Genomic DNA, 17,318 nt, shown 5'->3' on the forward strand with positions numbered 1-17,318 from the left:
CTACATTTGTTGCCACTGCCGCGCCGCCAGATTTCGGCACGCCCGGACGGCATCACAATGCGAGGTATGAGCTCGCCCTTCTTCGCCCCCCTCGCCTTTGACGATGCTGCCGCGGCCCTGGCCTGCGCGCAGCGGATCTACAGCGCCGGCGTCACGCATCTGCGCGATGCCTTGCAACGCTTCGTGGCCGGCGAGGATCTCGCCCGCACGCGCGCCTGCTACCCCTTTGTGCGCCTGCGCACCAGCACGGTGGCGCGTGCCGACTCGCGCCTGGCCTATGGCTTCGTGTCCGGGCCCGGCAGCTTCGAGACCACGCTGACGCGGCCCGATCTGTTCGGCCCCTACTACCAGGCCCAGTTCGAGCTGCTGCTGAAGAACCATGGCGTGAGCCTGGAGGTGGGCAGCAGCCACCAGCCCATCCCGCTGCACTTCGCGCTGGGCGAGCACGACCATATCGAGGGCGCACTGAGCCCCGAGCGCCGCCTCATGCTGCGCGATCTGTTCGACCTGCCCGACCTGGCGGCGATGGACGACGGCATCGCCAACGGCACGCACGAGCCGGCGCCCGGCGAGCCGCATCCGCTGGCGCTCTTCACCGCGCCGCGTGTGGACTACTCGCTGCAGCGCCTGCGCCACTACACCGGCAGCTCGCCCGAGCATTTCCAGAACTTCGTGCTCTTCACCAACTACCAGTTCTACATCGATGAGTTCGTGCGCATGGGCCACGAGCTGATGCTGCGCGCGCCCGACCCCGCAAGACCCGACCCCCTGGACGATTGCATCGCCTTCGTCGAGCCCGGCAATGTGGTGACGCGGCGCCTCGGCTGCGCCGCCGAGCCGCTGGATGGCTTGGGCGCACCGCCGCCGCGCCTGCCGCAGATGCCGGCCTACCACCTGCTGCGCCGCAACCGCAGCGGCATCACCATGATCAATATCGGCGTGGGCCCGGCCAACGCCAAGACCATGACCGACCATGTCGCGGTGCTGCGCCCGCATGCCTGGCTGATGCTGGGCCATTGCGCCGGCCTGCAGAGCAGCCAGGCCCTGGGCGACTATGTGCTGGCCCATGGCTATGTGCGCGAGGACCATGTGCTGGACGAGGAGCTGCCGCTGTGGGTGCCGATCCCGGCGCTGGCCGAGATCCAGGTGGCGCTGGAGCGCGCGGTGGCCGAGGTCACGCAGCTGCAGGGCTTCGAACTCAAGCGCGTGCTGCGCACCGGCACCGTGGCCTCCACCGACAACCGCAACTGGGAGCTGCTGCCCAGCCACCACAAGGGCGGGCCCGAGCGCCGCTTCAGCCAGAGCCGTGCCATCGCGCTGGACATGGAGAGCGCCACCATCGCCGCCAACGGCTTCCGCTTCCGCGTGCCCTACGGCACCCTGCTGTGCGTCAGCGACAAGCCCCTGCATGGCGAGATCAAGCTGCCCGGCATGGCCAACCAGTTCTACCGCGAGCGCGTCGACCAGCACCTGCGCATCGGTCTGCGCGCCGTCGAGCTCTTGCGCTCCGGGCCGCTGGGCCAGTTGCACAGCCGCAAGTTGCGCAGCTTTGCGGAAGTGGCCTTCCAGTAGGCGCGCACATCCACCACAATCGGCCAGCGCCCACACAACAACACCCTCATGCGCCTGGACATTCCCACGCTTTTCAGTCTGCTGCTGATCCAGTCGCTGGCGATGGCCTTGATGCTGCCCCTGCTGATGGGCTGGAAGCAGAGCCGTGGTGCCCGCCTGGCCCAGGGCGCGGCCGAGTTGCAGGCGCTGGGCTGGCTGCTGCTGATGATCTCGCCGCTGGGCCTGCAGCGCTGGCTGGCCAGCGCCGCGATGCTCTCGCTGAGTGCCAGCCTGGCCCTGCTCTGGTTCTCCATCCAGCATTGGCTGGGCCACCGGCCCGGGCGCTGGCTGGCGCTGGCGATCCCGCCCCTGCTGACGCTGGGCTATCTGCTCGGCTTCGACAGCTATGCCTTCCGCCTGGGCTGGAGCAGCGCCTTGTTCGCGCTGCAGATGCTGGCCATCAGCCTGGCCCTGCTGCTGCAGAGCCCGCATGCCGAGCGGCACAGCCTGCGTTGGCGCGGCCTGCTGGGCGGCAGCCTGGCGCTGATGGCGCTGTTCAGCCTGGCGCGCGGCCATCTGGCCGTGACAGACACCGCGGCCCTGCCCGCCTACACCGCCGAGCACTGGATCAACACCGGCTTTGCGCTGATGGGCAATATCAATCTGCTGGCGGTGATGCTGGCGGTGCTGGTGGCCTGGCGCGGCGAGACCGAGACCCAGCTGAAGCGCCTGACCCAGCTCGACGACCTCACCGGCCTGTGCCACCGCCGCGCCTTCGGCCTGCGCGCGGTGGACATGATCTCGATGGCGCGCCGCTACGACGAACCACTGGCCCTGATGCTGATGGACCTGGATAGCTTCAAGCAGATCAATGCCGAGCATGGCGAGGCCGCGGGCGACCAGGCCCTGGCCCTGTTTGCCAGCTGCCTGCAGCAGCAGATGCGGCTGGGCGATCTGGTGGCGCGCGTGGGCGGGCAGGAGTTCGCCGTGCTGATGGCGCGCAGCGACGCCCAGGGCCCGCGCGCCATGGACCTGCGCGTGCGCGACGCGCTGGCCGCCCGCAGCCCGGCCGAGCTGGGCTTCGCGATCAACTACTCGGCCGGCTGGGCCAAGCTGCGCCACGGCGATCGCAATGTCGAGGACCTGCTGCGCCGCGCCGATGCGGCGCTCTACGAGGCCAAGCGCACCGGCAAGGGCTGCCTGGTGGCGGAGCCGGGGCTGGAGGCCTGAGGCCGGCCACGGCGAGGCCTCGTGGCAAGACCTGGCAAGACCTGGCACAGGGCTTGCGTTAGGGAATACCAGATCCCGTCCACAAGACGGGCGGAATGTTTGATTGATCGAACTCTGATCTGGGAGCCCTCACCATGCACGTCGCCTACAGCCCTTCCGCCGTTCCCGCCCGCGCCCCGCGCGCCCTCACCGCGCTGGCACGCGACAGCGGCGCCCAGACCAGCCTGCGGCGCACACCGGTGAAGGTGCTCAAGCTCAACTCGCGCGATCTGCAATGGCTGCCGGCGCTGGCCGATCTGCTCATCGACAGCGTGCACCAGGGCGCCTCGCTGGGCTTTCTGGCGCCGCTCTCGCGCTATGCGGCGCTGGACTACTGGCATGGCGTGTACGCCAAGCTGGGCCAGCACCACAGCCTCTGGATCGCCAGCGAGGACGAGGGCCATGGCCCGCTGCAGGGTGCGGTGCAGCTCTCGCTGTGCCCGCAGGCGAATGCGCACCACCGCGGGGAAGTGCAGCGTCTGATGGTGCACAGCCATGAGCGCGGACGGGGCATCGCCAGCCAGCTGATGAGCCGGGTCGAATGCGAGGCCATCAGCCAGGGCCGCCATCTGCTGGTGCTGGACGCGCCGGCCGATTCGCAGGCCGAGGCGGTCTACCAGCACCTGGGCTGGCAGCGCGCCGGCGAGATCCCCGACTACATGAGCTGCGCCGAGGGCCGCCTGCACAGCTCGGCGCTCATGTACAAGCGTCTGCCGGGGCGCTGATCAGCAAAAGCCCGCTTCGATCAGGCGCGCCAGCCCGTCCAGGCGCGCCTCGAAATCCCGCCAGGGATAGCCGGCCTCCCGGGCCAGGCTTGTTTCCAGCAGGGCCGCGCCATGCAGGGCCGCCCACAGCGTCTGTGTGGCCAGGTCCAGGTCTTGCCAGCCGGCCGCCAGCCGCAGCTGACCCAGGGCCGTGCGCAAGAGCGCGTAGGCCTCCAGCGCGGCCGCCTCGTCCAGCGCCGGATCCACGCACAGCAGCCGGTAATGATGCGGATGCGCCACCGCCCAACGCACATAGGCGATGGCCATGCGCCGCAGCGTCAGCCGGCGCTCGGCGGCGCCGGCTGACGCCGGCCCGGCCTGGCCGGCCAGGCAATCGCGCAGCAGCTCGGCCCCCTCCTCGCTGAGGCGCGCCAGCAGGCTGCGCTTGTCGGCAAAAAAGCTGTAGATGGTGGCGTGTGAATAGCCCACCGCGGCCGCCACCTCGCGCAGCGTGACGGCCTCGTGGCCGCGCTCGGCAAACAGGGCGCGGGCGGCATCCAGGATGGCCTGCTCCAGCGCCTCCTTGTGCGCCGCCCGGCGCAGCTTGGAGGCACTGGGCGCCGCATCCTCGCCCACGCTCTTGCGCGCCTGCCGCTTCAGCGGCCCTTCCGGCCTCGCCAATTTCTGGCGCGTGCGCGGCACCGGCTTGGCGGCCGGCCGATCCCCCTCTGGTGCGGGCGTCACCACCCCGGTGCTGGGGTGCAAGCCCTTGGCGCCAGTGGGGCGGGCAGTGGGATTTGCGTTTTTGCTAACCATTGGTTAATAATTTGTCACTGGATAAATTCTTACCGCAGGCTCTACCATGCCACAGATTGCCGCCGAACCCACCGCCCATCGCCTGCTGCCGCTCGACCCGGCCGCGCCGGTCGCCCTCGAACTGATGCAGGCCTTGAACGCCGAGTTGGCGGCCATCAGCGGCGACAGCGGCGCCGCACGCTTCGATCCGGACACGGTGCGCGGCGAGCGCGCGCTCTTCATGGTGGCCCTGGGCGCGCAGGGCGAGGGCCTGGGCTGCGCGGCCCTGCGCCCGCTGGGCGAGGGCCATGCTGCCGAGCTCAAGCGCATGTATGCGCGAGCCGGCACGCGCGGCGTGGGCAGCGCATTGCTGCGCCATCTGGAGCTGCAGGCCCTGGATCTGGGCTACCGCGAGCTGTGGCTGGAAACGCGGCCCGCCAACGCGCGCGCCCTCGCCTTCTATCGGCGCCATGGCTATCGGGAGATCGCCAGCTACGGCGACTACGCGCTGCGGCCCGACTCGATCTGCCTGGGCAAGACGCTGGTGCCGGCGCTGCTGCTCAACGAGGTGGCGCAGCTCGACGCGTCCCTGCTCGCCCAGCTCTGCGAGCTGCTGATCGACAGCGTGCAGCGGGGCGCCTCGGTGGGTTTTCTCAAACCTCTGGGCATGGCCGAGGCACAGGCCTACTGGCAGCAGGTGGCGCGCAGCCTGGGCCCGGCCCAGCGTCTGCTGGTGTTGCAGGAGGGCCAGCAACTGCTGGGTTCGGTGCAGCTGGCGCTGTGCCAGAAGCCGAATGGCCGCCATCGCGGCGAGCTGCAGAAACTGTTCGTGCACAGCCGCGCGCGCGGCCGCGGCCTGGCCAGCCTGCTGCTGCGCCGCGCGGACGAACTCGCGCGCGCCGCGGGCTGCAGCCTGCTGGTGCTGGACACCGAGAGCGGCTCCAAGGCCGAGCAGGTCTACCGCCATCTGGGCTGGCAGCATGCCGGCAACATCCCGGACTACGCGAGCACCCCGGAGGGCAGGCTGCACCCGACGGCGCTCTATTTCAAGCAGCTGTAGACATGCAGCTGGCGCCGGGGCTCAGGGCGCCATCGCCTTGAGTGCCCGCACCGCCACCTCCCGCACCGCCTTGTCGGCCTTGGCGTCCTCGCCGGCATTGCTGACCACCAGCACCGCATCCTCGCTGTCGGGCTTCATGGCGATGAGCGCGAACCAAAGCTCGTTGCTGCCGGTGTGTGCGAGGTGGCGTGCCGTCACACCCGCCATGCTGCCCTGCAGCCGCCAGCCCAGCGCGAACTTGCCCCCGGCGCGCGCCGCCTGGTGCAGGAAGCGATAGCTCTCGGGCTTGAGCAGCTTGCCGCGGCCCTGCTCGCCGGCCATCTGGTCGATGGCAAAGCGTGCCCAGTCCGCCAACGACATTTGGATGCCACCTGCGGGTGCCAGCACGGCCGGGTTGTCGGCTTCGGGCCCTTCCACCGGCACGCCGGCCTTGTGGCCCAGCGGCTGGCCGTGGTGCGTGGCACCAAAGCCCGCGCTCGCCAGGCCGAGCGGCTCGAACAGCTCACGCCGCATCAGGGTTTCATAGGGCAGGCCGGTGGCACGCTCGGCCACCAGGCCGGCAATCAGCACGCCGCTATTGGAATAGCCATCGGCGCTAGCCACGGCAAAGGCCGGGGTCTGGGCCAGGGCCAGGCGGGCAAAGGCCAGGCGCTGCTCATGGAGGCTGCGCCGGTCCTTCTGGAACACCGGCGCCCAGGACTCGTCAATGTCCGGCTGCATGCCAGCCTGGTGGGCAAATAGATCGCGCAGCGTGGCCGCGCGGTAGCTGGGCTGCATGTCGGCGGCCAGTTCGGGCAGCAATTGGCTCAAGGGCGCATCCCAGGCCAGCAGGCCGCGCTCCACCAGGCGCGCCACCATCACCGCCGTCATGGCCTTGCCATTGGAGCCGAGGTGCCACACATCGCCTGGCTGCACACTGTCAGCCGATCCACTCGCGCGCAGACCCAGCACGGCTTGCTCGCGCAGCTGCCCCTGGCGTATCAGCACGGCGCCCATGGCGGGCAGTTTGTGTTCGGCCAAGGCGGCCTGCAGCAAAGCGTCCAGGCCCACGGCCGGGACGGCAGGCTGGGCGGCTGCCACTGGCTTGGCCGCCTCGGTGGCCGCTTCGCTGCCCCAGGCAGTGGTCGTGGCGGCGGCAGCGCACAGCAGGGCGGCGCGCGCGGCCAGGCCCATGATTGTCATGTTCATCATCTTGGATGGGTCGCTTGCAGAGGAGGAAGGCGCGCAGTGTCGCCAGGCACAGGCCGCCGAGCCGCGACGGAGCGACTCAGCGCCCAGCCGGTGGCATGAACTGCCGTGGCGAGCGATGCACAGTGGCTCAGGAAGCGTCGGGCTCGGGCGCACCGTCCTTCATCCAGTAGCCGCTTGCCAGCAGCTGCTCGCGCACCTGGGCGCGTGCGCGATGCAGGCGGCTCTTCACCGCCTCCAGACTGAGCCCAAGCTGCGCGGCCACCTCGGGCGCCGTCAGCTCATGCACATCGCGCAGCAGCAGCACCTCGCGATGGGCCGGGCTGAGCCGCTCCAGCGCGCGCAGCAGGTCCAGGCGCAGATCAGTGGGCAGGGTCGGCGCGCTGGGCTGCTCGGTGGGCGCCAGTTCGTCCAGATCCTCGGTCTTGCCGCGGCCGCGGTAGAGCCGGTAGCACTCGCGCTCGACGATGCGGAACAGCCAGGTCGCGAAGGTAGCCACGGTGCGCAGCGTGCCGACCTTGCGGTAGAGCTGCCAGAGCGCGATCTGCACCGCGTCCTCGGCGTCCTCGCTGCTGGCGCAGGTGCGCCGGGCAAAGCGCTTCAGGTCGGGCTGGCAAACGCTCAGCAGGCTGGAGAGCGCACCCGGGTCGCCGCGGGTGGCGGCCTCGATCAGCGGGGCTTGGGCACGGATCATGGTGGCTCAGTTCTTCAGGGCGCGGCGCCCCAGCATCGCACAGGCCGGGCAGAAGCCGACCAGGGCGGTCGAGGCCAGGGTGGCGGCGGCGGCGCCCGCCATCCAGCTCAAGGGGCCGGCACCGAACCAGCCCATGAAGACGGCCCCGCCCATGAGCAGACCCATGAGGATGCGCAGGGCGCGCTCCCAGTGCGGCAGATTGCGTTTGATGAAGAACATGTGTGGCTCGGTTTGGAAGTGATGGACACCGACCTAGAGTGCGAAGGGCCTCAAAAGGATTCGGCATTGCGAAAAGAATTCGCCCGCCCCCGGCCCGCCCCGGATGGCGCAGCGCCAGCGACTGCGCTCTACTTCCGGCATCAACAAAGCGAGAGCATGGAGCCCGGGCATGTGGCAGACGCACAGCATCAGCAACCAGGTCGATGACTACGCCGACTACAACGTGTTGGCCACCGACCCGATCCTGCGGCAGGCGCTGGCGCGCGCCGGCGCCGACTGGGCCGAGCCGGCCCTGCTCGATTTCGGCGCGCAGCTGGGCCGGCGCGAGAGCTATGCCCAGGCCGAGCTGGCCAACCGCCACGGCCCCGAGCTGAGGAGCCATGATGCGCGCGGCCGCCGCGTCGACCAGGTGGAGTTCCACCCGGCCTGGCATGAGTTCCTGGCGCTGTACCGCGGCCAGGGCCTGGTGAGCCTCGCCTTCGAGACCGAGCGCCGCGGGCGCTGGAGCGCCTTTGCCGCCGGCTTCTACCTGCATGGCCAGATCGAGGCCGGCAGCCTCTGCCCCGCCACCATGACGCAGGCCTGCATCCCGGTGCTGCAAAAGGAAGCGGCGCTGTTCGAGCGCCTGCGCGGCCAGCTCTACAGCCGCGCCTACGACCCGCGCGACCTGCCGCTGGAACAGAAGACCAGCCTCTGGGTGGGCATGGGCATGACCGAGAAACAGGGCGGCTCGGACCTGCGCGCCAACACCACGCTGGCCACCCCCCTGGGCGCGGGCGGCCGCGGCGGCGAGTACAGCCTGCGCGGCCACAAATGGTTCTTCTCGGCGCCGATGTGCGATGCGCATCTGGTGCTGGCGCGCACCGAGGCCGGGCCCAGCTGCTTCTGGGTGCCGCGCTGGCGGCCCGATGGCACGAAGAACCCCATCCACATCCAGCGCCTCAAGTCCAAGCTGGGCAACCGCAGCAACAGCAGCAGCGAGGTCGAGTTTGCCGATGCCTGGGGCCTGATGCTTGGCGAGGACGGGCGCGGCATCCCCACCATCATCGAGATGGCCGGCTACACGCGGCTGAACTGCGTGATCGGCAGCGCCGGCATCATGCGGCAGGCGCTGGTGCAGGCCCTGCACTATGCGCGCGAGCGCCTGGCCTTCGGCAAGCGCCTGGCCGAGCAGCCGCTGATGCGCAGCGTGCTGGCCGATCTGGCGCTGGAAAGCGAGGCCGCGGCGCTCCTGATGATGCGGCTGGCCCAGGCCTTCGAGCGCGGCGCGGACGCTCCCGCCGAGCGCGCCTGGCAACGCATCATGACGCCGGCCGCCAAGTTCTGGGTCTGCAAGCGCGCCGTCGAGCTGAGCGGCGAGGCGATGGAGGTGTTGGGCGGCAACGGCTATGTGGAGGAAGGCGTGCTGGCGCGCCTGTACCGCGAGGCGCCGGTGAATTCGATCTGGGAAGGCTCGGGCAATGTGATGTGCCTGGACGTGCTGCGCGGCATCGCACGCGAGCCGCAGGCCGCCCATGCCCTGCTGGACGAGCTGCAGCAGCTCGCCGGCGACAGCGCGCCGCTGCGCAGCGAACTCGCCGCCCTGCGCGACCTGCTCACGCGCACCCCGGCCGCCGACTTCGAGGCCCTGGGGCGCCAGTTCGCGCAGCGCCTGGTGCTGCTGGCCCAGGCCTGCCTGATGAGCCAGCATGCCCCCGGCGAGGTGGCCGAGGCCTTCATCGCCAGCCGCCTGCTGGACGCGCAGAGCGGGCGCGTGTTCGGTGCGCTGGACACGCGCGGCATCGCCATCGATGCGCTGCTGGCGCGCGCGCTGCCGATCTGAGTCAGAGCGCGGCGAGCGCCTCGCGCAGGGCCTGCTGGTATTGCTCGAAGCGCTGCAGGTCGTTGTGCGCCGCGCCGGGCACCAGTACCAGCCTGGCCTGCCCTTGCTGCCGCAGCAAGGCCTCGCTGTGCTGGGGTGCGATGAGGCTGTCCTGCCCGCCATGCACCAGCAGCAGCGGCGTGCGCAGCCGGGCCACGTCGGCGCCGGTGTCCAGCGGGTAGCGCAGCAGGCCCGGTGGCACCCAGGGAAAGTGCTCGCGCATCAGCGCCGACATGCTGGCGTAGGGCGATACCAGCACGGTCAGCTCCGGCCCGACCTCGGCGGCCAGCCCCGCCGCCAGACCCGTGCCCAGCGAGCGCCCATAGATCACATGCTTGAGCCCGCGGTACTGCGGCGCTACGGTGTCCCAGGCGGCGCGCACATCGGCGCGCAACTGCGCCTCGCTCTCGATATGGCCGCTGCTCTTGCCATAGCCGCGGTAGTCCAGCATGAAGAGGTCGTAGCCGGCGCGGCGATAGAAGTCGGCGTTGACGAACCAGGTCTGCAGATTGCCGGCGTTGCCGTGCAGAAAGAACACCAGGCCCTTGGGCCGGGGCAGGCGCAGATGCAAGGCCGAGAGCGTGGCTCCGGGCACGTTCAGCCGCAGGTCCTGCACATCGGCGCCGAGCTCGAAGCGATGGCCGGCGGCCAGCGGCTCGGGCTGGAACAGCAGCTGCTCCTGGCGCCAGTACAGCCAGGCCATGGCGGCGCCATAGGCCAGCAGCAGCATCAGGCCGGCCCCCAGAATGGTCTTGCGCATGCAGCATCCTCCACGCTTGCCCGCAGTCTACGCAGGCGGCGCCCCGCCGGATGCAAGACCTGGGCTACACTGGCTCCCGGATTCAGGAGAGTGCGGCCCGCCCTGCGAGCCGCCGCCGAAGGCGCAAGCTCCCATACTCGCTCAGGCCCCGTACTGGATCCGATTTCAAGCCGAATGCTGGAGAGTGCCTCATGTGCAATGCATGGGGCCGCCGAAGGAGCAAGGCGCGGGCCGCAAGCCCGGCGCCGAATCTCTCAGGCACCAAGGACAGCGGGAGCGGCGCGCCCAGGCGCACGCATCCCTTTTGGCATCACTTCCGCCAGAGACTGCACGCCTGCGCGTTCAACCCGAACGGAGTATTCGCAATGCATGTCATCGTCCTGGGCGCCGGCGTCACCGGCATCACCACCGCCTGGTATCTGCGCGCGGCCGGCCATGAGGTCACCGTGCTCGAACGCCAGCCCGCCGCCGGCCTGGAAACCAGCTATGCCAATGGCGGCCAGATCTCGGTCTCGCACGCCGAGCCCTGGGCCAATCCGGGCGCGCCGCTGAAGGTCCTGAAATGGCTGATGAAGGAGGACGCGCCGCTGCTGTTCCGCCTGCGCGCCGACGCCGCGCAATGGCGCTGGGGCCTGCAGTTCCTGCGCGAATGCACGCCCGGCCGCACCGCCCACAACATCCGCAACATCGTCAGCCTGGGTCTCTACAGCCGCGCCAAGCTGCAGAGCCTGCGCCAGGAGCTGGGTCTGCAATACGACCAGCGCAGCCAGGGCATCCTGCACTTCTACACCAGCGAGGCCGAGTTCGAGGCGGCGCAGGAGCCGGCGCGCATCATGCGCGAGCAGGGTTGCGAGCTGGACATGAAGACGCCCGACGATTGCGTGGCCATCGAGCCGGCGCTGGCGCAATGCCGCGGCAAGATCGTCGGCGGCAGCATGACGCCCAGCGACGAATCGGGCGATGCCCATGCCTTCACCCAGGCGCTGGCGGCGCGCTGCGCGGCGGCCGGCGTGCGCTTCGAGTACGAGACCCGCATCCTCGGCCTGGAACAGGGCCGGCAGGGCGTTGAGCGCGTCATCGTCGCCAACGCCGCGGGCGTGGTGAGCCGGCGCAGCGCCGACCGCATCGTGCTCTGCATGGGTTCCTTCAGCCGCCAGCTGGCGCGCGAGCTGGGCGTCTCGCTCAACATCTATCCCGCCAAGGGCTACTCGGTCACGCTGCCGGTGATCGCGCCGGCGCACAGCTACCAGGTCTCGCTCACCGACGACGAGTACAAGCTGGTGTTCTCGCGCCTGGGCGACCGCCTGCGCATCGCCGGCACGGCCGAGCTGAACGGCTACAGCACCGAGCTCAATCTGGTGCGCTGCGAGGCCATCGTGCGCCGCACGCGCGAGCTCTTCCCGCACATGACCGATGGCCAGGGTGCCCAGTACTGGACCGGCCTGCGCCCCGCCACGCCCTCCAACCTGCCCTATATCGGCGCCAGCAAGGTGGCCGGCCTGTACCTCAACACGGGCCATGGCACGCTGGGTTGGACCCATGCCTGCGGCTCGGGCGCAGCCATCGCCGACATCGTCAGCGGCCGACAGCCGGCGCTGGATTACGCCTTCACCGCCGCGACATGCAGGCCACGGCAGCTGCAGGCGGTGGCCGCCTGACAACAGTGTGGCGGCTTTGATCTGACCCCTTGCCGCCGGGCACCGCATCCTCTACGCTGGGGCCATCCCAGAAGGAGGATGCCATGTCCCCGAGCCCATCGATGCACAACGACGGAGGCGCGATGGCCTCCGACAGCCCCAACGGTAGTCGAGGGGGCGCCGGGGGGCCGGCGGCCCAGGCCGAGATCGCCAAGATCCGGACCCTGGCCCTGCTGGGCCCCGCCGGCGCGGGCAAGACCAGCCTGATCGAGGCGCTCTTGCATCACTGCGGCGTCATCACGGCGCCGGGCTCGGTGGAAAAGGGCAACACGGTCAGCGACCACGATGTGCTTGAGAAGCGCATGCAGCATTCGCTCTATGCCTCGCTGGTGCACATGAAGCACCAGGGCCTGCGCATCCACGCCATCGACACCCCCGGCGCGCCCGACTTCGTGGGCCTGGCGCTGCCGGCGCTGGAGGCGGTGGAGAGCGCGGTGCTGGTGATCAATGCGCAGAACGGCATCGAGCTGATGGCCTCGCGCATGATGGAGGCGGCGGCGCAGCGCGGCCTCACGCGCCTGATCGTGGTGAACAAGATCGACGCCCCCGGCGTCAATCTGCCGGCCCTGCTGGAACAGCTGCAGGCCGCCTTCGGGCGCGAATGCCTGCCGCTCAATCTGCCGGCCGGCGGCGGCACCCGCATCGTCGACTGCTTCTTCAACCGCGCGGGGGAGTCGGATTTCGGCTCGGTGGAAGCCGCGCACCGCGCCCTGGTGGAGCAGGTGGTGGAGGTGGACAGCGCCTTCGTCGACCGCTATCTGAACGAGGGCGACGTGGACGCCAGCGAGCTGCATGCGCCGCTGGAGCAGGCGCTGCGCGAGGGCCATCTGATCCCGGTGTGCTTCACCGCCGCGAAGTCCGACCTCGGCATCAGCGAACTGCTGGATGTGGTGGCCAAGCTGCTGCCCAACCCCTTCGAGGCCAATCCGCCCAAGTTCCTGGAGGGCGAAGGCGCCGACGCCAAGCCGCTGCAGGCCGAGCCCGATGCCGGCAAGCATGTGATCGCCCATGTCTTCAAGATCAATGCCGACCCCTACCTCGGCAAGATGGGCGTGCTGCGCGTGCACCAGGGCACGCTGACGCGCAACAGCCAGCTCTTCGTGGGCCATGCGCGCAAGCCCTTCCGCGTCTCGCACCTGTTCATGCTGCAGGGCAAGGAGCATGTGGAGGTGGACCAGGCCATCCCGGGTGATCTGGTGGCGATCGCCAAGGTCGAGGAACTGCACTTCGACGCGGTGCTGCACGACGCGCAGGAAGACGAGCACATCCACCTCGCGCCGCTGGACTTCCCCACCCCCGTGCACGGCCTGGCCATCAGCCCCTCGCGCCATGGCGACGAGCAGCGCCTGTGGGAAATCCTCAGCCGGTTGGTGGACGAGGATCCCTGCCTGAAGGTCGAGCATGTGGGCCTCACCAACGAGACCCTGGTCTACGGCCTGGGCGAGTTGCATCTGCGCATGCTGCTGGACCGGCTGCGCGACAGCTACAAGTTCGAGGTCAAGACCCAGCCGCCGCGCATCGCCTACCGCGAGACCGTCTCGGCCCCGGCCGAGGGCCATTTCCGCCACAAGAAGCAGAGCGGCGGCGCCGGCCAGTTCGGCGAGGTCTATCTGCGCATCGAGCCGCTGGAACGCGGCGCCGGCTTCGAGTTCCGCGACGAGGTCAAGGGCGGCACCATCCCGGGCCAGTTCATGCCGGCGGTGGAGAAGGGCGTGCGCCAGGCCCTGGCCAGCGGCGTGGTGGCCGGCTATCCGCTGGTGGATCTGCGCGTGGTGGTGTTCGACGGCAAGCACCATAGCGTGGACTCCAAGGAGGTGGCCTTCGTGACCGCCGGCCGCAAGGCCCTGATCGCCGCGGTGCAGGAGGCCCGGCCCCTGGTGCTGGAGCCCATCGTGCATGTGGAGATCGTCACCCCGGAAAGCGCGATGGGCGACATCACCGGCGACCTGGCGGCGCGCCGCGGCCAGGTGAACGGCACGCGCAGCGCGGTGCCGGGGCTGATCACCGTGCAGGGCCTGGCCCCGCTGGCCGAACTTGCCAGCTATCAGAGCCGGCTCAATGCCATGACCAGCGGCCAGGGGCGCTACAGCCTGGCGCTCTCGCACTACGAGGCGGTGCCGCCCAACACCCAGGCGCAGCTGATGGCGGCGCACAAGGTCAGCGACGAGGAGTAGACAGGGTCTGGCGCGACACTATCTTGCTCACCCTGGGCAACTGGGGTGAAGCCGGCTTTATCATACGCAGATGTGTTCCGCTGCCCGGGACGTCGCCCAGATCCGCTTGGACAACGCGATGCTCCTGTTTGAAGAGTTCGTTGCCGCCACCGTCAAACACGCCGATGCCGCCGCCCTGCGCGGTCTGGAGCGGCGTTTCGCGGAGCGCTTGCAGATCCAACCCAGCTATTGGAGCCAGATCAAGGGTCGCTCGCGCCAGATCGGCGAACGCCTGGCGCGCCAGTTCGAGCTCTTGTGCCACAAGCCGCAGGGCTGGATGGACCAGGAGCATGGCGCCCATGGCCAGCCCGCCGCCGCCGGCCCGGCGCCGCAGGACAGCACGCCCAGCGTGCCGCAGGATGACGACGAGCGCTTCATCGTCGGCCTGGTGCTCACCTATTACCGCCGCCATCCGCAGCGCGCGCGCACGCGCTTGCTGGATCTGCTGGGCGAGGTGCTGACGCCCGAGCCGGCGCCGCTCGGTGCGGCCAGCGCCGGCAAGCCCGTGGCGGGTCTCAAGCCGGCGGCCCTGCCGGGCCCCAAACCCGTGCCCGCCCCCAGCCCGGCGGATGAGCTGGACGCCTGGCGCCGCCTGCAACAAGGCATCGCGCCGCTCAAGCCCAAAAAGCGCTGATAACGCTGACCCCTAATTTGTTTATCAGATCCGATAAATAACACTTGCGCAAGATAATCAATCGTTTATCATTTGCGCAAGTCGCGGATGGTTCACCGCGGCGAGGCCCCTCTTTCCATTGACGCCTTGACCGGGTGCCGCTCGCCAGAGCTCACCATGCCGCCCGCGGGTCCGAACCGGCCCGCCGTGCCCCGCATGTGCCGCAGCTCCGCGCGACGCTAGCGCCCAAACCGAACTCAGCGCCAGGCTGAGTGCTCTCGTTCCCAGTTGACGCCCCGGTGGTCCGTCCGGCCGCTGCGCTTGGCATCGCCCTTGTGTTCCCCATTAACGCTGCAGCGCCGCAGTGGCGCCGCCGCATTGCCCAGGAGTTTTGCACCCATGACCCAGTTCACCTCACCGCGCCCCATGAGCCTGCGCCTGAACAAGCCGCGCAATCCGATCGTCGCGCCCAGCCTGCTGCGCCAGGCCGGACGCCATGCGCCGGGCCATCAGCGCCAGGCCCAGCGCCGCGATCTGCACAAGCAGCTGCTGCAACTCGCCAGCAGCGACAGCAGCCCCTGAATTCACCGGCAAGCCTCTGAAGAAGGCTGGTCGGGTTGGAGACCCCCCATGAGATTGACCGAATTGCGCGGCCCGCAAGATGCCGCCCAGAGTTACGAAGCCTGGCGCCAGCGCCTCGCCCCCTTGCTGCAATGGAGCAGCGCCGCCTTGCTGCGCACCGCGCGCCGGCTGGCCCGCGTGAAAGCGGCCTATTGCCAGCCCGAGCTGGAGTTGTACGCAGAGGCCGCAGCGCCCGAAGGCGCCCTGGTGGTGCCGCTTCTATCCAAGGACCCAGGCGCCCGACAGCGCAGCAAGACGCGGAGGCAGCATGTACGCGGATTGGCGTGAGCCCACCACCCGGCTGCTGCTGCGCGGCAGTGCCCTGCTGACCCGTACCGCACTGCGCCTGGCGCAGGTGCGGCCGAGGTCGGAACGTAGCATCGTGGAGTTCCATGCCGAGCGCGGCGCCGAGGGCGGCACCTTGTTTGTGAACGGCCAGCGCGTTGGCATGCTCACCGGGGTGCGCAGACTGTGACGAATGTCGCCGGAGTCCGGGCGCGCCGACGCCCGGACTCAAGCCGGCGACTGGGCTGTCGATATACGATCAACGCAAACCTCGCGATGTCGCGGGCGCGCTTGCCACCTCATATCGACATGTCGCTGCCATGAACTACGCGCCGCTCACCCAGCCCCTGCCGGACCTGGCACGTTGGACCGCGCACTTTCGTGGCGAGGAAATCCCCGTGCTGGCCCGCAGCGCCGAGCAGCTGGAGTTCTGGCGTGCCAACGAGGACGATGTGGACGCCAACAGCCTGGGCGAGGAGATTGCTTGCGATCCCCTCATGACGCTGAAAGTGCTGGCCTACGCCTCGGCGCATCGCTCCGCGCGCCTGCTGGCGGATGCCGAGACCGTCACCGCGGCCCTGGTGCTGATGGGCATCACGCCCTTCTTCAACGCCTTCGGCCCGCAGCCCACGGTGGAGCAGCGCCTGGCCGACCGGCCCGACGCGATGGCCGGCCTGCAGCGCGTACTCAGGCGCGCCGAGCGTGCCGCGCGCTTTGCGCTGGGCTTTGCCGTGCACCGCACCGATCCGGATGCGGCGGTGATACACAGCGCCGCGCTCTTGCATGACTTCGCCGAGATGCTGCTGTGGTGCTATGCGCCCGACCTGGCGCTGGAGATCCAGCAACGCCAGCGCCTCGACCCCGCGCTGCGCAGCGCGGTGGCTCAGCGCGCCGTGCTGAACATCGAGCTGGGCGATCTGGAACAGGCGCTGATGCAGGCCTGGCGCCTGCCCGAGTTGCTGGCCCACATCACCAACGACAAGCGCGGCAACGATCCGCAGGTGCAATGCGCCAAGCTGGCCGTGCGCCTGGCCCGGCATACCTCCGAGAGCTGGGAGAACCCGGCCGTGCCCGACGATCTGCGCGAGATCGGCAGCCTGCTGAATCTTGGCCCGGACCACACGCTCAAGCTGCTGCAGGAACTCGACGGCGAACTATGATCCTGCGCCATGGCAGGACCTACCCTCGAGTTTTGGCAGCAGCGCTTTGAATCCGGGCAGACGCCCTGGGATCGCGGCGCCGCACATCCCCAACTGCTGCAATGGCTGGCCGAAGGCCGCTGGCAGGCCGGCGAGGCGCTGCTGGTGCCCGGTTGCGGCCGCGGCCACGAGTTGCTGGCGCTGGCCGCGGCGGGCATCACCGCCACCGGCCTGGACTATGCCCCCGCGGCGGTGACGCTGGCCCGCGAGGCCCTCGCCGCGCGCGGGCTTGCCGGCCGCGTGGAGCAGGCCGATGTGCTGCTATGGCAGCCGGACGCCCCGGTCGATGCCGTCTACGAGCAGACCTGCTTGTGCGCCCTGCATCCCGATCACTGGCAGCGCTACGCGGCGCAGCTGCGGCACTGGATCAAGCCGGGCGGCCGGCTGTTCGCGCTCTTCATGCAGGCCCGGCGTGACAGCGCGGCGCAGGGTGTGGTGGAAGGCCCGCCCTATCACTGCGACATCAACGCGATGCGCGCGCTGTTCCCGCAGGCGCTGTGGGATTGGCCGGCACCGCCCTATGCGGCGGTGGGCCATGGGCAGGGCTGGCAGGAACTGGCGGTGGTGCTGACGCGCCGCCCCGATTGAG

The 17,318-nt window shown here is 69.8% G+C and carries 18 protein-coding genes and 2 riboswitches; of the genes, 13 read left to right on the forward strand and 5 right to left on the reverse strand.

Going from position 1 to position 17,318, the window contains the following annotated elements; all coding sequences use genetic code 11:
• Positions 1-66: 66 nt before the first annotated feature.
• From PFX98_RS03990 to PFX98_RS04000, 3 genes are all read left to right on the forward strand, one after another.
• Positions 67-1,572 (forward strand): AMP nucleosidase, encoded by a 1,506-nt coding sequence (locus tag PFX98_RS03990; protein WP_285233886.1) that lies wholly within the window; start codon positions 67-69, stop codon positions 1,570-1,572.
• A gap of 48 nt (positions 1,573-1,620) precedes the next feature.
• Positions 1,621-2,781 (forward strand): GGDEF domain-containing protein, encoded by a 1,161-nt coding sequence (locus tag PFX98_RS03995; RefSeq protein WP_285233887.1) that lies wholly within the window; start codon positions 1,621-1,623, stop codon positions 2,779-2,781.
• A 134-nt stretch (positions 2,782-2,915) separates the two neighbouring features.
• Positions 2,916-3,545 (forward strand): GNAT family N-acetyltransferase, encoded by a 630-nt coding sequence (locus PFX98_RS04000; protein WP_285233888.1) that lies wholly within the window; start codon positions 2,916-2,918, stop codon positions 3,543-3,545.
• On the opposite strand, the gene PFX98_RS04005 is transcribed toward PFX98_RS04000, so the two are convergent.
• Complete coding sequence (locus PFX98_RS04005; protein WP_285233889.1) at positions 3,546-4,289, reverse strand: TetR/AcrR family transcriptional regulator; 744 nt, start codon at positions 4,287-4,289, stop codon at positions 3,546-3,548.
• 97 nt (positions 4,290-4,386) lie between these two features.
• Between PFX98_RS04005 and PFX98_RS04010 the strand changes: the two genes are divergently transcribed.
• Positions 4,387-5,379, forward strand: coding sequence for a GNAT family N-acetyltransferase (locus PFX98_RS04010; RefSeq protein ID WP_285233890.1), 993 nt, complete (start codon positions 4,387-4,389; stop codon positions 5,377-5,379).
• A 21-nt stretch (positions 5,380-5,400) separates the two neighbouring features.
• On the opposite strand, the gene PFX98_RS04015 is transcribed toward PFX98_RS04010, so the two are convergent.
• The 3 genes from PFX98_RS04015 to PFX98_RS04025 all read right to left on the reverse strand — a co-directional run bounded on the left by PFX98_RS04015 (position 5,401) and on the right by PFX98_RS04025 (position 7,480).
• The gene (locus PFX98_RS04015) at positions 5,401-6,570 is read right to left on the reverse strand and encodes a serine hydrolase domain-containing protein (protein WP_285233891.1); all 1,170 of its coding nucleotides are present in this window, start codon (positions 6,568-6,570) and stop codon (positions 5,401-5,403) included.
• Between the two features lie 127 nt (positions 6,571-6,697).
• Positions 6,698-7,261: an RNA polymerase sigma factor gene (locus tag PFX98_RS04020; RefSeq protein ID WP_285233892.1), complete on the reverse strand. Its 564-nt coding sequence runs from the start codon at positions 7,259-7,261 to the stop codon at positions 6,698-6,700.
• Positions 7,262-7,267: 6 nt separating this feature from the next.
• Positions 7,268-7,480, reverse strand: a complete 213-nt coding sequence (locus PFX98_RS04025) for a YgaP family membrane protein (RefSeq protein ID WP_285233893.1) — start codon at positions 7,478-7,480, stop codon at positions 7,268-7,270.
• Between the two features lie 169 nt (positions 7,481-7,649).
• On the opposite strand from PFX98_RS04025, the gene PFX98_RS04030 reads away from it, so the two are divergent.
• Positions 7,650-9,302 (forward strand): isovaleryl-CoA dehydrogenase, encoded by a 1,653-nt coding sequence (locus PFX98_RS04030; RefSeq protein ID WP_285233894.1) that lies wholly within the window; start codon positions 7,650-7,652, stop codon positions 9,300-9,302.
• Position 9,303: 1 nt separating this feature from the next.
• Here the strand turns inward: PFX98_RS04030 and PFX98_RS04035 are convergent, their stop codons facing one another.
• A complete protein-coding gene (locus PFX98_RS04035; RefSeq protein WP_285233895.1) occupies positions 9,304-10,101 on the reverse strand; it encodes an alpha/beta hydrolase in 798 nt (265 codons plus the stop codon).
• 73 nt (positions 10,102-10,174) lie between these two features.
• A riboswitch (glycine riboswitch) is annotated at positions 10,175-10,267 on the forward strand.
• A 1-nt stretch (position 10,268) separates the two neighbouring features.
• A riboswitch (glycine riboswitch) is annotated at positions 10,269-10,382 on the forward strand.
• Between the two features lie 84 nt (positions 10,383-10,466).
• Between PFX98_RS04035 and PFX98_RS04040 the strand changes: the two genes are divergently transcribed.
• The 8 genes from PFX98_RS04040 (at position 10,467) to PFX98_RS04075 (ending at position 17,317) form a co-directional block, all read left to right on the forward strand.
• Positions 10,467-11,759, forward strand: a complete 1,293-nt coding sequence (locus PFX98_RS04040) for a D-amino acid dehydrogenase (RefSeq protein ID WP_285233896.1) — start codon at positions 10,467-10,469, stop codon at positions 11,757-11,759.
• A 122-nt stretch (positions 11,760-11,881) separates the two neighbouring features.
• The gene (gene fusA, locus PFX98_RS04045; protein ID WP_285235531.1) at positions 11,882-13,972 is read left to right on the forward strand and encodes an elongation factor G; all 2,091 of its coding nucleotides are present in this window, start codon (positions 11,882-11,884) and stop codon (positions 13,970-13,972) included.
• A 118-nt stretch (positions 13,973-14,090) separates the two neighbouring features.
• Positions 14,091-14,645: a hypothetical protein gene (locus tag PFX98_RS04050; protein ID WP_285233897.1), complete on the forward strand. Its 555-nt coding sequence runs from the start codon at positions 14,091-14,093 to the stop codon at positions 14,643-14,645.
• Positions 14,646-15,023: 378 nt separating this feature from the next.
• Positions 15,024-15,206 carry a hypothetical protein gene (locus PFX98_RS04055; RefSeq protein ID WP_285233898.1) on the forward strand — a complete coding sequence of 61 codons (183 nt, stop codon included), beginning with the start codon at positions 15,024-15,026 and terminating at the stop codon, positions 15,204-15,206.
• Between the two features lie 48 nt (positions 15,207-15,254).
• Positions 15,255-15,533, forward strand: coding sequence for a hypothetical protein (locus tag PFX98_RS04060; protein WP_285233899.1), 279 nt, complete (start codon positions 15,255-15,257; stop codon positions 15,531-15,533).
• Entirely contained in the window at positions 15,514-15,720 is a 207-nt protein-coding gene (locus PFX98_RS04065; protein ID WP_285233900.1) for a hypothetical protein, read from the forward strand. The genes PFX98_RS04060 and PFX98_RS04065 overlap by 20 nt, the downstream gene beginning before the upstream one ends.
• Before the next feature lie 130 nt (positions 15,721-15,850).
• Complete coding sequence (locus PFX98_RS04070; protein ID WP_285233901.1) at positions 15,851-16,690, forward strand: HDOD domain-containing protein; 840 nt, start codon at positions 15,851-15,853, stop codon at positions 16,688-16,690.
• A gap of 9 nt (positions 16,691-16,699) precedes the next feature.
• Complete coding sequence (locus PFX98_RS04075) at positions 16,700-17,317, forward strand: methyltransferase domain-containing protein (RefSeq protein WP_285233902.1); 618 nt, start codon at positions 16,700-16,702, stop codon at positions 17,315-17,317.
• The last annotated feature ends 1 nt before the right edge of the window (position 17,318 follow it).

This window comes from Paucibacter sediminis, assembly GCF_030254645.1.
Classification (GTDB): domain Bacteria; phylum Pseudomonadota; class Gammaproteobacteria; order Burkholderiales; family Burkholderiaceae_C; genus Paucibacter_B; species Paucibacter_B sediminis.